General features: G+C 70.0%; 13 protein-coding genes and 2 tRNA genes. 10 read left to right on the top strand and 5 right to left on the bottom strand.

Annotation, left to right across the window (positions count from 1 at the left end; translation table 11 throughout):
* Positions 1–15 precede the first annotated feature (15 nt).
* Positions 16–2136: a DNA topoisomerase (ATP-hydrolyzing) subunit B gene (gene gyrB, locus ACWIE7_RS08720; RefSeq protein WP_454069050.1), complete on the top strand. Its 2121-nt coding sequence runs from the start codon at positions 16–18 to the stop codon at positions 2134–2136.
* Between the two features lie 57 nt (positions 2137–2193).
* Here gyrB and ACWIE7_RS08715 read toward each other — a convergent pair whose 3' ends face one another.
* Complete coding sequence (locus tag ACWIE7_RS08715) at positions 2194–3540, bottom strand: alpha/beta fold hydrolase (RefSeq protein WP_452098314.1); 1347 nt, start codon at positions 3538–3540, stop codon at positions 2194–2196.
* Between the two features lie 159 nt (positions 3541–3699).
* Here ACWIE7_RS08715 and gyrA point away from each other — a divergent pair, with 159 nt between their 5' ends.
* From gyrA to ACWIE7_RS08690, 5 genes are all read left to right on the top strand, one after another.
* Positions 3700–6228, top strand: coding sequence for a DNA gyrase subunit A (gyrA, locus tag ACWIE7_RS08710; RefSeq protein WP_454069049.1), 2529 nt, complete (start codon positions 3700–3702; stop codon positions 6226–6228).
* A 3-nt stretch (positions 6229–6231) separates the two neighbouring features.
* Positions 6232–6921: a DUF3566 domain-containing protein gene (locus ACWIE7_RS08705; RefSeq protein ID WP_344995637.1), complete on the top strand. Its 690-nt coding sequence runs from the start codon at positions 6232–6234 to the stop codon at positions 6919–6921.
* 98 nt (positions 6922–7019) lie between these two features.
* Positions 7020–7093 (top strand) — tRNA-Ile (locus ACWIE7_RS08700).
* 83 nt (positions 7094–7176) lie between these two features.
* Positions 7177–7249 (top strand) — tRNA-Ala (locus ACWIE7_RS08695).
* A gap of 79 nt (positions 7250–7328) precedes the next feature.
* Positions 7329–8540 carry an MFS transporter gene (locus tag ACWIE7_RS08690; RefSeq protein WP_454069048.1) on the top strand — a complete coding sequence of 404 codons (1212 nt, stop codon included), beginning with the start codon at positions 7329–7331 and terminating at the stop codon, positions 8538–8540.
* Between the two features lie 2 nt (positions 8541–8542).
* On the opposite strand, the gene ACWIE7_RS08685 is transcribed toward ACWIE7_RS08690, so the two are convergent.
* The 3 genes from ACWIE7_RS08685 to ACWIE7_RS08675 all read right to left on the bottom strand — a co-directional run bounded on the left by ACWIE7_RS08685 (position 8543) and on the right by ACWIE7_RS08675 (position 11374).
* Positions 8543–10228 carry an MFS transporter gene (locus tag ACWIE7_RS08685; RefSeq protein WP_454069047.1) on the bottom strand — a complete coding sequence of 562 codons (1686 nt, stop codon included), beginning with the start codon at positions 10226–10228 and terminating at the stop codon, positions 8543–8545.
* A gap of 113 nt (positions 10229–10341) precedes the next feature.
* Positions 10342–10809 (bottom strand): hypothetical protein, encoded by a 468-nt coding sequence (locus ACWIE7_RS08680; protein WP_454069046.1) that lies wholly within the window; start codon positions 10807–10809, stop codon positions 10342–10344.
* Between the two features lie 10 nt (positions 10810–10819).
* Complete coding sequence (locus ACWIE7_RS08675) at positions 10820–11374, bottom strand: nuclear transport factor 2 family protein (protein WP_454058039.1); 555 nt, start codon at positions 11372–11374, stop codon at positions 10820–10822.
* 53 nt (positions 11375–11427) lie between these two features.
* On the opposite strand from ACWIE7_RS08675, the gene ACWIE7_RS08670 reads away from it, so the two are divergent.
* The 3 genes from ACWIE7_RS08670 to ACWIE7_RS08660 are packed head-to-tail and all read left to right on the top strand — an operon-like array spanning position 11428 to position 14319.
* Positions 11428–12876 carry an FAD-dependent oxidoreductase gene (locus ACWIE7_RS08670; protein WP_454069045.1) on the top strand — a complete coding sequence of 483 codons (1449 nt, stop codon included), beginning with the start codon at positions 11428–11430 and terminating at the stop codon, positions 12874–12876.
* On the top strand, positions 12867–13601 hold the full coding sequence (locus ACWIE7_RS08665) for a PaaI family thioesterase (protein ID WP_344995655.1): 735 nt from the start codon (positions 12867–12869) through the stop codon (positions 13599–13601). The genes ACWIE7_RS08670 and ACWIE7_RS08665 overlap by 10 nt, the downstream gene beginning before the upstream one ends.
* 22 nt (positions 13602–13623) lie before the next feature.
* On the top strand, positions 13624–14319 hold the full coding sequence (locus tag ACWIE7_RS08660) for a PaaI family thioesterase (protein WP_452098319.1): 696 nt from the start codon (positions 13624–13626) through the stop codon (positions 14317–14319).
* A gap of 149 nt (positions 14320–14468) precedes the next feature.
* Here ACWIE7_RS08660 and ACWIE7_RS08655 read toward each other — a convergent pair whose 3' ends face one another.
* Positions 14469–15287, bottom strand: a complete 819-nt coding sequence (locus ACWIE7_RS08655) for an SDR family NAD(P)-dependent oxidoreductase (RefSeq protein ID WP_344995661.1) — start codon at positions 15285–15287, stop codon at positions 14469–14471.
* Between the two features lie 11 nt (positions 15288–15298).
* Here ACWIE7_RS08655 and ACWIE7_RS08650 point away from each other — a divergent pair, with 11 nt between their 5' ends.
* On the top strand, positions 15299–16060 hold the full coding sequence (locus tag ACWIE7_RS08650) for a PaaI family thioesterase (RefSeq protein ID WP_454058842.1): 762 nt from the start codon (positions 15299–15301) through the stop codon (positions 16058–16060).
* Positions 16061–16063 lie beyond the last annotated feature (3 nt).

Here is a 16063-nt window from a genome sequence, read left to right as displayed (position 1 = left end):
GCGAGGAGTTCGCACGTGGCGGACGCCAAGAGCAAGAGCCCCAGTGAATACGGTGCATCCTCGATCACCGTCCTCGAGGGGCTCGAGGCCGTCCGGATGCGTCCGGGCATGTACATCGGCTCGACCGGCCCCCGGGGTCTGCACCACCTGATCTGGGAGGTCGTCGACAACTCGATCGACGAGGCCATGGCGGGCTACGCGAGCGGCGTCCAGGTCACGCTGCTCGAGGACGGCGGCGTCGAGGTCATCGACGACGGCCGCGGCATCCCCGTGGAGATGCACGAGCAGGGCATGCCGACCGTCCAGGTGGTCATGACCCAGCTGCACGCGGGCGGCAAGTTCGACTCGGACTCCTACGCGGTCTCCGGTGGTCTGCACGGTGTCGGCATCTCCGTGGTCAACGCGCTGTCGACCCGCGTCGAGGTGCAGGTCAAGCGCGACGGACGGCTGTGGCTCCAGGACTTCGATATGGCGGTGCCGGCGGAGATCGTCGACGCCGGCCCGGCGGAGGGCACAGGGACGCGCGTCCGTTTCTGGGCGGACCCGTCGATCTTCGAGACCACGGAGTACGACTTCGACGTGGTGGCCCGTCGCCTCCAGGAGATGGCGTTCCTCAACAAGGGCCTGACCATCACGCTCATCGACCGGCGCGCCCGTGCCCAGCGGGCGGCGGAACTCGACGCCATCGCGGACAGCGAGGGCGCCGGGGGCGACTCGGGTCCGGGCTCGGACGAGGCGTCGGATGTCGAGAACGCGGTCGACGCGGAGAAGGCGTTCAATGAGGGCGCCGAGGCGGCTGCTGCGGACGAGGCGGAGGTCGAGGTCGAGCCCGCCAAGGTCCGCGAGCGCAAGCGCACCTTCCACTACCCGGACGGGCTGAAGGACTACGTCACCGCGATCAACAAGTCCAAGACCTCGATCCACCCGACGATCCTCTACTTCGAGGGCAAGGGCACCGGCCACGAGGTCGAGGTCGCGATGCAGTGGAACTCCGGCTACTCGGAGTCGGTCCACACGTTCGCCAACACCATCAACACCCACGAGGGCGGCACCCACGAGGAGGGTTTCCGAGCGGCGCTGACCTCCCTGGTCAACAAGTATGCCCGCGACAAGAAGCTGCTCAAGGAGAAGGACCCCAACCTCACGGGTGACGACATCCGTGAGGGCCTGGCCGCGGTGCTGTCCGCCAAGATCGCCGACCCGCAGTTCGAGGGGCAGACCAAGACCAAGCTCGGCAACACCGAGGTCAAGGGGTTCGTGCAGCGCCAGGTCGCCGAGCACGTGGGGCACTGGTTCGAGGCCAACCCGGCGGAGGCCAAGACGATCGTCAACAAGGCGATCGCCTCGAGTCAGGCTCGCGTCGCCGCGCGCAAGGCCCGTGAGATGGTGCGCCGCAAGTCCGCCACCGATATCGGCGGTCTGCCCGGCAAGCTCGCCGACTGCCGCTCCAAGGATCCGTCCAAGTCCGAGCTGTACATCGTGGAGGGCGACTCCGCCGGCGGCTCGGCCAAGTCGGGCCGGGACTCGATGTTCCAGGCGATCCTGCCGCTGCGCGGAAAGATCATCAACGTCGAGAAGTCGCGAATCGACAAGGTCCTCAAGAACGCCGAGGTCCAGGCCATCATCACGGCCCTGGGCACCGGCATCCACGAGGAATTCGACATCGAGAAGCTGCGCTATCACAAGATCGTGCTCATGGCCGACGCCGACGTCGACGGCCAGCACATCGCGACGCTGCTGCTCACCCTGATCTTCCGGTTCATGAAGCCGCTCGTCGAGAACGGTCACGTCTACCTGGCGCGGCCGCCGCTGTACAAGCTCAAGTGGGGCAAGGGCGAGCCGGACTTCGCCTACTCGGACCGCGAGCGCGACGAGCTGCTCAAGATCGGCCTCGAGAACAAGCGCAAGATCAACGTCGACGACGGCATCCAGCGCTACAAGGGTCTCGGCGAGATGAACCCCAAGGAGCTGTGGGAAACCACCATGGATCCGACGGTCCGCACGCTGAGCCTGGTCACGCTCGACGACGCCGCTGCCGCGGACGAACTGTTCTCGATTCTCATGGGCGAGGATGTGGACGCGCGACGCAGCTTCATCACCCGCAACGCCCGCGACGTGCGCTTCCTGGACGTCTGACGCCGCGACCCCCGGGCAGGTCCACCGTGTCGGCGTGGGCCGATCCGGGGGTGTGGGTCAGAAGGCGCCGCAGTCGTCCGGGGCGGGGAGCCCGGCGAGCCGGTCATGGACGAACTGCAGCGCCAACGGGAAGTTGGTCACCGCCGCGGCGGCGTGGGTGACCCCCGCGACCGGCGGCGTCGTCTCGTGGTGGAAGTGCACGGTCGCACCCTTCGCACACCAGTCGCGACCCAACTGCTCGACCTGGCCGACGGGGATGATGTCGTCATTGACCCCGCCCGCCAGCATCACCGGGACCGAGGGCGCCGCGTTGCCGATGCGCTGGTGATCGAGTACGGCCAGCGCGGCCGGCTCCTCACGGATGACCTCGCCCAGGCGGCGTCCCGTGGACGTCCACTCGTCGGTGGTCCGGCCAGCGTAGGTCGACCGCAGATCGAGGGTGCACAGCCCGGAGATGTCGTCCAGTGCCGCGCGGCCGCTGTCGTTGATGTTGCGCTCGATCACGTCGCGCAGTGACGGGTAGCGGTCCACCATCCCGTTGATCGCGAATCCGATCGCGCCGGTGAGGGTGGAGCCGTCGATGTGATCGAGTACCGCGAGCAGGTCCGCCGGCGGCGCCGAGGCGTAGGCCGCCCGCAGATCGACGTCCGGGGCGTAGTCCGGCGCGAGTTCGGCGGCCGCGGCCGAAGCACCGCCGCCCTGGGAGTGGCCCCAGAACAGCACGGGTGCCTCACCCGCCAGGGATCGTGCCGCGCGGGCGCCGTCGAGCATGGCGTGTGCCTGCTCCACACGGTCGGAGTACGTGTGGACCCCCGGCGTGCCGAGACCGATGTAGTCGATGACCATCACCCGGAACCCCTGGGACGCGAGCGCGAGAGCGAACGCCTCCTCATACGACGGGACCGCACCACCGGTCTGCGGGTTGACGCCCACCGCGGATTTGATGTTCCGGGACGGCGCGCATGCGTCGCCCTGGCCCTGGGTCCCCGGCCCGATCACCACCGTCGGCCGCGGCCCGGCGCCCGTCCACGGGCCGGTGGAGTCGTACAGCGCCGCCGAGGTCGCGACGGGCGCGCCGTGGACGTCCGCGGTCTGGTAGATCAGCCGCTGGGCGCCGGCCGGTAGCGGCGAGGCCAGCGGTGGGAGCCCGGGGACCTCGACGGCCAGCGGCAACGAGGTGGGTTCAGTGCGCAGGACCGTGCCGGGTTCGGCGGCGGGCAGTCCGGAGGTGTCGTAGAAGCCGCCGGGCTGATCGAACCGCTCTCCGGGCGTGGCAGCGGCCGCTGCCGACGTTGTCGTCGTCGTCATCACGGCGGGCATGGCCGTCGCGCACAGGGTGAGGGACGCCGCCACGGCGACCCCCGCGCGGCGCCGTCGGCGGACCGGATTCGAGTGCTGGCTCATGCCCGGATGCTAGGACCGTCAACACCGCGCGGCAGGAGATCGAGGATATAGAGGACAGTGCCGCGTGCCCGTACGTGCTGTTTCCGCAGGACCTATAGACTGGACCGGTCGAAGTGACGCTTCCAGGCGCCGCTTCGAAAGCGAGACGAAGAGGAGCCCATGACGGACACCACGCTGCCGCCCGAAGCCGGGGGACACGACCGCATCGAGCCGGTCGACATCCAGGCCGAGATGCAGAGAAGCTACATCGACTACTCGATGAGCGTCATCGTCGGGCGCGCGTTGCCGGACGTTCGGGACGGCCTCAAGCCCGTGCACCGCCGCATCCTCTACGCGATGTGGGACAACGGCTACCGCCCGGACCGCAGTTACGTGAAGTCGGCCAAGCCGGTCGCCGACACGATGGGTAACTTCCACCCGCACGGCGACAAGGCGATCTACGACACGCTGGTGCGCCTGGCCCAGCCGTGGGCGATGCGCTATCCGATGGTCGACGGCCAGGGCAACTTCGGTTCCCGCGGCAACGACGGCGCGGCCGCCATGCGTTACACCGAGTGCAAGATGACCCCGCTCGCCATGGAGATGGTGCGGGACATCGAGAAGAACACGGTCGACTTCCAGCCGAACTACGACGGCAAGACGCAGGAGCCCGTGGTCCTGCCGTCCCGTGTTCCGAGCCTGTTGATCAACGGCTCGAGCGGTATCGCCGTGGGTATGGCCACCAAGATGCCGCCGCACAACCTGCGCGAGGTCGCGGAAGCGGTCTACTGGGTGCTCGAGCATCCTGACGCGACCGAGGAGGAGTCGCTCGAGGCGTGCATGGCACGCATCAAGGGCCCGGACTTCCCGACCGCCGGGTTCATCGTGGGTGACCAGGGGATCAAGGACGCCTACCGCACCGGACGCGGCTCGATCCGCATGCGGGGCAAGACCTCCATCGAGGAGGAGGGCAGCCGCACGGTCATCGTGATCACCGAGCTGCCGTACGAGGTCAACCCGGACAACATGATCCTGTCGATCGCGGAGCAGCTGCGCGACGGCAAGATCGCCGGCATCTCCAAGATCGACGACGAGTCCTCGGACCGCGTCGGCCTGCGCATCGTCATCACGCTCAAGCGGGACGCCGTCGCGAAGGTCGTCCTCAACAACCTGTACAAGCATTCGCAGCTGCAGACATCGTTCGGCGCCAACATGCTCTCGATCGTCGAGGGCGTCCCGCGGACCCTGCCCATCGACCAGCTGGTGCGCCTGTACGTCACGCACCAGATCGAAGTGATCGTCCGCCGCACCCAGTACCTGCTGGACGAGGCCGAGAAGCGCGCCCACATCCTGCGCGGTCTGGTCAAGGCACTCGACGCGCTGGACGAGGTGATCGCGCTGATCCGCCGGTCCGAGACCGTCGACATCGCGCGCCAGGGCCTCAAGGACCTCCTGGACATCGACGACGACCAGGCACAGGCGATCCTCGACATGCAGCTGCGGCGCCTCGCGGCGCTCGAGCGGCAGAAGATCATCGACCAGCTCGCATCCATCGAGCTCGAGATCGCGGACTACAAGGACATCCTCGCCCGGCCCGAGCGCCAGCGCGCGATCGTCGGCGACGAGCTCCGCGAGATCGTCGAGAAGTACGGCGACGACCGCCGTACGGTCATCATCCCGGCCGACGGCGACGTACGCGACGAGGACCTCATCGCCCGCGAGGACGTGGTGGTCACGATCACCGAGACCGGGTACGCCAAGCGGACCCGCACCGACCTGTACCGCGCCCAGAAGCGCGGCGGCAAGGGCGTGCGCGGTGCGGAGCTGAAGCAGGACGACATCGTCCGCCACTTCTTCGTCTCCTCGACACACGACTGGTTGCTGTTCTTCACCACCAAGGGCCGCGTCTACCGGATCAAGGCGTACGAGCTGCCGGAGGCCAACCGCACCGCGCGCGGCCAGCACGTGGCCAACCTGCTGGCGTTCCAGCCGGAGGAGCGGATCGCCAGCGTCATCCGGATCAAGGGCTACCAGGACGCCCCGTACCTGGTCCTGTCCACGCGGAACGGTCTGGTCAAGAAGTCGCGTCTCGAGGACTATGACTCCCCGCGTTCGGGCGGCCTCATCGCCGTCAACCTGCGTGATGGCGACGAGCTCGTCGGCGCGGCACTCGCCGGCCCCGACGACGACCTGCTGCTGGTCTCGGAGAAGGGCCAGTCGATCCGCTTCCACGCCAACGACGACACGCTACGCCCGATGGGCCGCGCCACGTCCGGTGTCATGGGCATGCGGTTCAACGACGGCGATGCACTGCTGAGCATGTCCGTCGTGCGGGCCGACACCTCGGACCAGGAGAAGTACTTCCTCCTGGTGGCCACCGAGCGCGGCTACTCCAAGCGCACCGCGCTGAACGAGTACACGGCGCAGGGACGCGGCGGCAAGGGCGTGCTCACGCTCATGTTCGATCCCAAGCGCGGCAAGCTCGTCGGTGCGACGATCGTGGAGTTGCAGGACGAGCTGTACGCCATCACCTCCAGCGGTGGCGTGATCCGTACGTTCGCCAAGCAGGTCCGCAAGGCGGGTCGCCAGACCAAGGGCGTGCGCCTGATGAACCTGGCCGAGGGCGACGCGTTGCTGGCCATCGCCCGTAACGCCGACGAGCCCGACGAAGAGGACCGGTCCGAGGCCGAGTCCGTCGAGGAGGCGTAAGCCATGACCGAGCCGACCGATCCGGCCGCCAGCGGCCCCACACCGAAGGGGTCCGCCCCGGCGCCCGGTTACGGCGCCTCGGGGGACACCTCCGCCACCGCGTCATCGGCCGGGTCGACGGCCTCGACGCCGGCGTTTTCGTCGTCGTCGGACCCGTCACCGGGCGCACCGGCGGTCGCCCCGACCGACACGACCCCGAGCAGTGCGGAAACCACCCGGTTCCCCGCCGCCACCCAGCACCGCGCCGAGGGCGGGTTCGGCGGGGTCTCCACGGCTCCCTCCGGCGGCGCCGCCGGACGCGCCGCACCGATCATCTCCCCGACGGACCGCCGCGGTCCGCTCGAGTCGGTCCTGGTGCTGCGCCGGATCGATCCGTGGTCCGCGTTCACCACGGTCCTGGGCCTGATGTTCGCGCTCTATCTCGTGTGGATGGTCGCGATCGGCGTGACGTACCTGCTGCTGTCCGGCATGGGCGTCTGGGATCGCCTCGGTGGGCTCCTGTCCGGCGTGGCGGGTGACGAGTCGGCGTCTGTCATCGGGCCGTCGACGATCTTCCTCTACAGCGGTGGAGTCGGCCTGCTCAACGTGCTGCTGTTGTCGATCCTGTGCACGCTGGCCGTGTTCATCTACAACCTCGCCGCCGGCCTGACCGGCGGAGGCGTGCAGGTGACGCTCGCCGACCGGCGAAACTGACCGTCTCGGATCGCGACTCCGGACCGCCGAAACGATGCAGGTCGGCGGCCGATTTGGGGTAATGCGAGGGCGTCGGGTAGATTAATCCATCGGTACGAGGGCCTATAGCTCAGGTGGTTAGAGCGCCAAACTGATAATTTGGAGGTCGGAGGTTCAAGTCCTCCTAGGCCCACTCCGACAGGCAGACGCCGGATCCGCAAAGCCGGGTCCGGCGTTTATGCTTGGAGGTACGCATCGGCCACCTCGCCGATGTGCGGGGCCTTAGCTCAGTTGGTAGAGCGCTGCCTTTGCAAGGCAGATGTCAGGGGTTCGAATCCCCTAGGCTCCACTGAAATCAGACGCGTCGCCCATGCCCCATGCCAGGCACGCAGTTCGCACGCCGCCCCCTTTCGGCGGAGAGGCAGACCGTGGAAACGACCCCTCGACCCTCGTGGCGCCCCTTCGTCCTGATCGCCCTCGTGGTGACCGTGGCGCTGGCCTCCAGCGCGACCCCCACCCCGCTCTACGTCGACTATCAACAGGCGTGGGGTACCAGCGGCACCATGATCACGGTCGTCTACGCCGTGTACGCCCTGGCCGTGCTGATCCCGCTGCTGTTTCTCGGCAGGCTCTCCGACGCGGTCGGGCGCCGGCCGGTCATCCTCGCCGGGCTCGTACTGCTGGCGGTGAGCATGGCGGTCCTCGCCGCCGCGCCGAACGTGGGCTGGCTCATCGCGGCCCGCATCACGCAGGGCGTGTCGGTCGGGCTGATCACCGGCCCCGCCGCGGCAGCGCTGATCGAGCTCCACCCACGCCGTGATTCCCGGATCGGCGCGCTCACCAGCAGCTCAACCACGAACTTCGGCATCGCCGGCGGTGTTCTCCTCTCGGGCGCGGTGGCCACGGTGTCGTCGTCGCCCCTGACCCTCCCGTACCAGGTGATCGCGGCGGCGACCCTGGCCCTGCTCGCCGCGGTGTGGGCGTGCGTGCCGGAGACCGCCGGCGGTTCCTCGACCGTGCGCGAGTCGTTGCGGCTGCGGCCGCCGACCGTGCCCGCGCGGATGAGGTCGACGTTCGCGCTGGCGGCGATCTGCGTGATCGTCTCGTGGTCGGTCGGCGGAGTGTTCCTGGGACTCGGCGGGGCCATAGCGCGCGATCTGCTGGGCCGATCCGATTACCTGGTCACCGGCCTGGTCGTGGCGGCGCTCCAGGGCGCCGCGGGCGTCGCGCAGTTGGTGTGGAACCTGCGCGCGGGGCCGGACCAGTGGCGGCGCGGCATGAGCGTCGGGGTGGCGCTGCTGCTGCCGGGGCTCGTCGTGGCCTCGTTCTCGCTGGAGTGGCGCACGGTGCCGGGATTCCTGCTCGCGGCCCTTCTCACCGGACTGGGGATGGGCCTGCTGTTCCTCATCGGCACCACGCTCGTGGCACAGAGCGCTCCCGCCGAGGCCCGGGGGCAGGTGTTCGCCGCGCTGTACCTCGTGGCGTACACCGCGCTTGGGGTGCCCGCCGTGCTCGCGGCGCTGGCCGCCGAGCGGATCGGACTGATCCCGGCGTATCACCTGTTGGCGGCGATCGTCGGTACGACCGGTCTCGTGGCACTGGCGGTGGTGGCTGTACGAGGTCGCGGGCGCGAGCGCTGACGCTACTGCGCGACGGGGGTCGCGGAGGCGCGTCGTAGGAAGGCGGCTCCGAGGAAGCCCAGGGCGAGGAACGCCGCGGCCACCAGCATCGCCCACCGGCTGGCGTCGGCGAACCCGTGGGCCAGTGCGTCCACGGCCGCGGCCGTGTGGTCCCCGAGCGGGCCGGCGTCACCGTGGTCGCGGAGCACACCGATGGTGCTGCCGGCGGACTGACGAGTCGACTCCGCGAGCTGATCGGCCGGGCCGCCGGCGAGGCCCGCGTTCTCGAGGGCCGCGGGCAGCGTTCGCGCCAACGAGATGGACAAGGCGGCGCCCGCGAAGGCGGTGCCGAGCGCCGAGCCGATCTGCCGGACCGTGCTCTGGGTGGCCGAGCCCTGCCCGGAGATGGCCACCGGCACGTCACGGAGCACCGTGCCCGTGAGTTGGGCGGAGGTCAGGCCCAGGCCCAGGCCGTACACGGTCAGCGGGATCGCGACCAGCCAGGCGTGGGTGTCGTCGCGGATGAGCAGGACCAGGGCCAGGACGCCGATCAGTTCCAGTCCCAGCCCGATGAGCACCGTCCCCGGGGAGCCGAACCTGGCGGCCAGATGGCGGGCCGAGGCACCGGACAGGAATGCGCCGAACGCCATCGCGGCCAGCACCAGGCCCGCGCTGATCACCTCGAGACCGAGCACGTTGACGAGGTAGAGCGGCAGGATGAACAGGAGTGCGAACTCGCCGACGGCCACCGTGCCGGCGGTGAGGTTGCCCCACGAGAAGGTGCGGAGAGAGAACAGCGACAGATCTAGTAGGGCCGACCGGTGGACCTTCTCGCGGTGGCGTTCCCACAGGACGAACAGTGTCAGGGCCACCGCGGCTATCGCGAGGGCGATCGGGGTCGCCGAGACAGGCGCGTCGGCCGGCCAGGTGAGGCCGAACAGGGACAGATCGGCCGTCGGCGTCCACCAGCCCAGGTCGGGGCCCTCGATGACGGCGAACACCAGGGCGCCGAACCCGATTGCGCTGAGCAGTGCGCCGTCGACGTCCACCCCGGGGCGGGCTTTCTCCCCGCGCGTCTCGGGAACCGTGAAGATCACCGCGACGAATAGGATCGCGCCCAACGGGAGGTTGACGAGGAAGATCCAGTGCCACGAGGCCCACTGGGTCAGCGCGCCGCCGAGCAGCGGCCCGATCGCCGCGGCGCCCGAGATCACCGCCCCCCACACCCCGAACGCCGCGGCCCGGTACCGGCCGCGGAAAAGCGTGTTCACCGATGAGAGGGTGGCGGGCATGATGAACGCGGCGCCGACCGCCTGCACCGCGCGGGCGGTGAGTAGCGGCCCCGCCGACGAGGCGGCCGCCGCCAGCAGGCTGCCGCCGACGAACACCACGATGCCGGCCAGGACGAGGCGCCGCCTACCGAGCCGGTCGGCGAGGGTGCCCGTCGAGAGCAGCAGGGCGGCGAGCAGGACGGCGTAAAGGCTGTTGACCCACTGCGCGTCGGTCAGGTCGAGGTTCAGGTCGAGGATGATCGTGGGCAGCGCCACGCCCACGATCGTGCCGTCCAGCACGATCAGTCCGAGGGCGATCGAGAGCATGGCCAGCCCGGCCCAGTCTCGGCGTGAGGGGGCGGCTACGTCCGCGAGGTCATCCGGCAGCGTCGAAGCCGGGGTGATGGCGCCGTCCCCACCAGGCGCATGCTTGGTCATGGCCCCATCTCATCATGTAGATGTCGCGTTCACATCGTGAAAGCGGATGATGTGGACCTCAACCGAAAGGTTGAGGCCCCGGCGGCGCGGCAGGGCTGGTCGAGCCGGGGCCGTCAGTTGCTGAGCGACTGGGCCGCGGCCACCATCCCGACGGCGGCCAGTCCGGTGCGCAGCCGGTCCGAGGCCATCAGTGCGGCGATCCGCGGCCGGGTGATCTGCTCCTGCGCGATGCTCGCGTGCAGCGGCACCACGCCGGCGGTGATGACCGGGCCGGCGAGGCTGCTCGCGCACGCCACCGCCGTGGCGACCCGCCCGGTGCGCTCGCCGGACCGCACGGACCCGTACGTCGCCCAGACGGCCGCACCCAGCGAGGTGGCGTAGAGCGTCAGCGCGACCGGCGCGATGCGTCGGGCGTGGTCGGACTGCCGTTTCGCGATGCCGTGGGTGGTGCCGTCGAACAGCTGGGGGTACACCACGGAGCTGACGATGGACTGGAACCCGAGCGTGATGGCCGAGGTGGTGAGCAGCGCGAGGCGGCCCGCACGCAGGGTCGGATCGGACGCGGGCCGACGACGCTTCATGCCCGCCAGGCTACCCCTCCCGTGACCGTGCCAGGAGCTGACGGCCCTCGCCGTCGTCGGTCACCGCACGTGCGGTGCGCAGCACGACGCGCCACCCTCGGTCGGGCGCGTCCACCGGGCCGCGTCGCTCCAGCTCCCACCTGCTGGCGGTGACCCGCAACACCGTGTAGCGGCCCGGCCGGGAGGACCGCACGACGAGCTGGGTGTACCCGGTGGCCACGGCGCGGTCGCCGCTGAGCAGCACCACCGGCAGGCTCGGGACGTGCCCGCAGCCGTGGGCGATGAGCCCCTGGTGGGCGTCGCCGTTGACCATCTCCATCAATCCGTCGTGGCCGTCCAGGCGACCGGTGTCGACGTCGTACACGCCGTCGGAGGTCCACAGCTCGGCCACGCCCTCGGCGTCGCCGGAGTCGACGCGGGGTGAGTAGGAGCCGAGGATCCGCAGGATCGCCAGCTCGTCTTCGGCGGCGGCCAGGCGGCCTTCGGTCTGGTCGATCCGGGCCTCGACGGAGGCGAGTCGCGCATCGAGCGCATCCATGCTTCGGGCATCCGGGGAAGAAGTCATGGGTTCCATATTAAAGCGCCGTCTCAATCGGTGAACACGTTATAGTTTTCTCCATGACGGACACTAATTCGGACACCGGTCCATCGATCGTCACGGCCGATGTCGTGGTGGTGGGGATGGGCATCGCCGGAGCGTGCGCGGCCATCGAGGCGGCCGAGGCCGGCTCGTCGGTGATCGTGCTGGAAGGCGCCTCCGGACCGGGCGGTTCGTCCGCGCAGTCCGGCGGCGAGGTCTACCTGGGCGGCGGCACCGCCACCCAGCAGGCGCTGGGCATCTCCGACACGGTGGAGGACATGCGCGCGTTCCTCACCGCGGCGCTCGGCCCGAACGCCGACGAGGACAAGATCGAGGCCTACTGCACCGGCGCGGTCGAGCACCACGACTGGCTCGTGGCGCACGGCGCGGTCTTCAACCACAAGCTGTGGGACACCCCCACCTGGATGCCCGGCGACGACTCGGGGCTGATGTGGATGGGCGAGCGCGCCGAGCCGTACGCCTCGGTCGCGAAGCCCGCCGCGCGCGGCCATCGCCCGCCCGGCCCGAACTTCGCCGGCAACCTTCTCATGGACGCGCTCGTGGCCACCGCCGAGAAGGCCGGGGTCACCCTCCAGTGCGACATCAAGGTCCGTTCGCTGATCGTTGAGGACGACGAGGTGGTGGGCGTGCGCGCCACCGAGTTCGGTGCGGAGCGCGAGTACCGCGCCACCGGCGGCGTCGTCCTGGCCACCGGCGGGTTCGTGGACAACGAGCGCATGATCGAGCAGTGGGCGCCCCAGCAGCTGGGCAAGGACGCGGTCTCCGACGGCCGCGACGACGGCTCGGGGATCGAGATGGGCATGGAGATCGGCGCCGCGGTGCGCCGCATGCACCAGACCGAGACCGCGATGCTCATCATCCCGCGCCTGGTCGTGGGCGCGATGCTCGTCGACGGCGACGGCCAGCGTTTCATCAACGAGGAGGTCTACCCGGGCCTGTACTGCCACGCCGCCGTGCATCATCGCCGGCCGCCGGTCTGGGTGATCATCGACGAGAAGGGCATCGAGGACGTCCCCGAGTCCGAGCTGTGGGGGATGCAGCCCATGCACGCTGCGGAGACCATCGAGGAACTGGCCGCGGACTGCGGCCTGCCCGCCGACGCGCTGGCCGACCAGCTCCGCCGCTACAACGCCGGCGCCGAGCGCGGCGAGGATCCGCAGTTCGGTAAGAGCGCGGGCTGGGTGCGGCCGCTCGAGCCGCCGTTCGGCGCGTACCCCACCGGCGCCGGCGGGCCGGACAGCTTCAACGGCCTGCCGCTCAAGGCGCAGGGCTTCACGCTCGGCGGCCTGCACACCGATCTGGACGCGCGGGTGCTCGACCGCGCCGGCGAGCCGATCCCGGGCCTGTTCGCGGCCGGGCGCTGCACGCACGGCCTGCACGGCGACGGCTACATCTCGGGTACGTCGCTGGGCGACGGCTCGTTCTTCGGCCGCCGCGCCGGTCGCGGGGCGGCCGCGTGCTCGTGAACGAGGTCGACGGGGTCGTGGCCGCGTCGGGCGGGGCCCCGGCGCCCGGGGCCGTGCGCAGGGCACGCCCCGAGATCGACCTGGGCCCCCTGGATCCAACACGTGGCCCCGGGGCACCCGTGGATCGTGCCGACGACGACGAGGCCGGGCTCTTCGCCTTGGTCGATCAGGTGCGTCGGATTCGTGCCCTGACCACCGGCGGGATCTTCGACACCGACCTGGGTCCGCTCACCGAGCGGCTCCGCGGGGTGGCCGACGAGTTGGAGGCCGCGTCGGCGACACCGCAGCACAGGTTGGAGACCATGTGGTCGAATCGTCGCTACATGACCAACTGCCCGGTGGTCGGACGCGCGAACCTGGTCGCCCTGCCGGCGGAGTACGAACTCCTCGAGGACGGCACGCTGCGGGCGGAGTTGACCCTCGGGATCGAGTACCAGGGCCCGCCCGGCCGCGTGCACGGGGGAATCGTCTCGCTGCTGTTCGACGCGGTCCTGGGTCGGGCGAACCATCACGCGGGCACCACCGGGATGACCATGTACCTGGACATCGACTACCGGGGCGCCACCCCGCTCCTGGAGCCCATCGTGGTGACGGGCCGTCCGGTGCGAGTGGAGGGCCGCAAGGTGTGGGCGCAGGGGGCGATCCACGCGGGCAACCGTCTCTGCGCCACCGCGGAGGGGCTGTTCGTGAGGCCCGAGGGCTGGGTTCGGGACGGCGGACACTGACCGTCCGAGTAGATTCGGACGCGTGACCGCCAGTAACGAAGCCGAACAGAACCAGGTCGGCACGGCCGATCCCGCCGCCGCGAGCAGCGAGGGGATACCGCTCCTGCCGCAGGACGAGACACCCTCCGGCTCCACGGAGCTCGCTCGCGAACTGCGGCGCCTCCGCGGCCTGGTCGCGGGCTCGGTGTACGAGGACGTCCATGACGCGGTCCGGACGGTCCGTGAGCTGGCCGATCATCTGGAGGCCGTGGGGAAGCCGGTCCGTCCGAAGGATTACGGAACCTGGGGCACGCCCGAGCACATCGGTGCCAACCCGGCGATCGGTCAGCGCAACCCGGTCTCACCGCCGCTGGAACCCGTGGTGTTCCCCGACGCGACTGTGCGCGCCGATCTCGAGCTCGGGATCGAGTATCAGGGCCCTCCCGGCTGCGTGCACGGCGGGATCGTGGCGCTGCTGTTCGACGAGATGCTGGGGCTGGCCAACGCCGCGTCCAAGAGCGTCGGCATGACCGCGGACCTGCGGATCACCTACTCCTCGCCCACGCCGCTCTATGCGCCGCTGCGGTTCGAGGCCCGGCAGGACCGCGTGGAGGGCCGCAAGATCTGGGCCAGTGCGACCCTGCATGCCGGGGACACGCTGTGTGCCAGCGCCGAGGGCCTGTTCGTCGAGCCCCGCGGCATCCGGGACGACGAGCGCAGCCGGCCCATCGAGGGCTGACCCGCGCGAGGGCCGGCCCATCGAGGGCTGACCCGCGCGAGGGCCGGCCCATCGAGGGCTGACCCGCGCCGTTGATAAGCGGGTTCCGCACAGGCCCTCTCGGCCGATATGGGCGGAACCCGCTTATCGACGGGGGGGGGCGGGGTGGGTTACTCCCCGCGCAGCGCTTTCATGCGCTTGTGGGCGCCGGCCACGATGCGGCCGCGGTTGACGCCGGAGGAGAACTCGACGCCCTTCTCATTGCCCTCGCCACCGCAGACGTGGACGGGGCCGTTGCCGATGGAGGCGATGACCTCGTCGGCGACCTCGTGCGGCTCGCTCACGGTCATGCCGGGCAGGTCCATGTCCAGGCCGGCGCGGATCATGGCGGGGGTGCGGGTGACGCCGAGGATGACCTCGACGACATCGACACCGTGCTCACGCATCTCGAGCCAGAGGCCCTCGACGAAGACACGGCTGAAGGCCTTGGCGGCGGAGTAGATGCTCATGTCGGCGTGACCGAGGTAGCCGGCCATGGAGCCCATCACCACGATGCCGCCCTTGCCGCGGGCCTTCAGGCCGGGGCCGAAGCGGCGGATGATCTGCATCGGCGAGGTGATGTTGAGGTCGATGACCTTCTGCACCTGCGCCATGTCGGACTCGACGAACTCGGCGCCGTAGGTGTTGGCGCCGGCGTTGAGCACGAGCAGGCCCAGATCGAGGCCGTCGCAGGCGGCGGCGATCTTGTCGGTCGAGTCGGACTCGGTCAGGTCCGCGGACACGACACGGCACTCGACACCCTTGGCGCGGACGGCCTCGGCGGTCTCCTCGAGGGCCTCGAGTTTGCGGGCGACGAGGACGGACGAGACACCCTGATCGGCGAGGCGGAACGCGATCTCGGCGCCCACGCCCTCGCTGCCGCCAACGACGAGGGCCCACGGGCCGTAGCTGGATGGATCGAAAGGTTTCGGATTGACAGGTGTCGACATACTCTCAGAGTATGACGACTGACAGCGATCGGCCAGGTTTCGGTGGAGTACCCCTGCCGGGGTTGAAGGCGGACGAGGTGTTCTCGTTCGAGGAGGCGCGCAAGCTCCTGGGGAATTCGTTCGATCCGATCCCCGTTCCGGCCCTTCCACCTGCGGATCCGGAACTCGACCGGGTCGTGTCCGAGCTGCGCCGGCTGCGGGAGGCCACCGCGGGGCTCGCCCACTCGGAGGTCGAGCTCGGCGACATCGCTGATCGTCTCGCCGAGGTGGCCGACCTGCTCGAACCGCGGGTGCCCAGCCCCTCCGATCGGCTCGCGAACATGTGGACGGGCGCCGGCACCCGTCGTTCGAACCCGGTATCCGGTCCGGAGAACCCGATCGCGCCACCCGTGGACTTCGTGGGTTGCGACGACGGCTCGGTCACGGCGACGGTCACGCTCGGTCCCGTCTACCAGGGCCCCCCCGGTTGTGTGCACGGTGGCATGAGCGCGCTGATCATCGACCACATGATGGGGCTGGCCAACCACTGGGGCGGCCGCTTCGGCATGACCGCTCACTACGAGCTCGACTACCGGTCGCCGACGCCGCTGCTGGTGCCGCTGACCTTCCGGTGCTGGGTGCACGAGACCGAGGGTCGCAAGACGTGGACGCACGGCACGATCCACGCCGGTGACCGGCTGTGTGTGGAGGCTCGTGGCCTGTTCCTCGAGGCCAGCGTGCCGGTGCCCGGCCAGCCCGGATCCCGCTCGACCGTCGCAGACGGCAGCGAGTAGGCC

This window comes from Dietzia sp. NPDC055343, assembly GCF_053645265.1.
The sequence above is the reverse complement of the archived record's forward strand: the minus strand, read 5'-3'. Positions and strand labels throughout refer to the sequence as shown.

Coding starts and splice junctions, on each gene's coding strand:
- ACWIE7_RS08675 (WP_454058039.1), bottom strand. CDS start 11,374: ATGACTTCTTCCCCGGATGCCCGAAGCATGGATGCGCTCGATGCGCGA.
- ACWIE7_RS08685 (WP_454069047.1), bottom strand. CDS start 10,228: ATGACCAAGCATGCGCCTGGTGGGGACGGCGCCATCACCCCGGCTTCG.
- ACWIE7_RS08715 (WP_452098314.1), bottom strand. CDS start 3,540: ATGAGCCAGCACTCGAATCCGGTCCGCCGACGGCGCCGCGCGGGGGTC.
- ACWIE7_RS08680 (WP_454069046.1), bottom strand. CDS start 10,809: ATGAAGCGTCGTCGGCCCGCGTCCGATCCGACCCTGCGTGCGGGCCGC.
- gyrA (WP_454069049.1), top strand. CDS start 3,700: ATGACGGACACCACGCTGCCGCCCGAAGCCGGGGGACACGACCGCATC.
- ACWIE7_RS08705 (WP_344995637.1), top strand. CDS start 6,232: ATGACCGAGCCGACCGATCCGGCCGCCAGCGGCCCCACACCGAAGGGG.
- ACWIE7_RS08650 (WP_454058842.1), top strand. CDS start 15,299: ATGACGACTGACAGCGATCGGCCAGGTTTCGGTGGAGTACCCCTGCCG.
- ACWIE7_RS08655 (WP_344995661.1), bottom strand. CDS start 15,287: ATGTCGACACCTGTCAATCCGAAACCTTTCGATCCATCCAGCTACGGC.
- ACWIE7_RS08670 (WP_454069045.1), top strand. CDS start 11,428: ATGACGGACACTAATTCGGACACCGGTCCATCGATCGTCACGGCCGAT.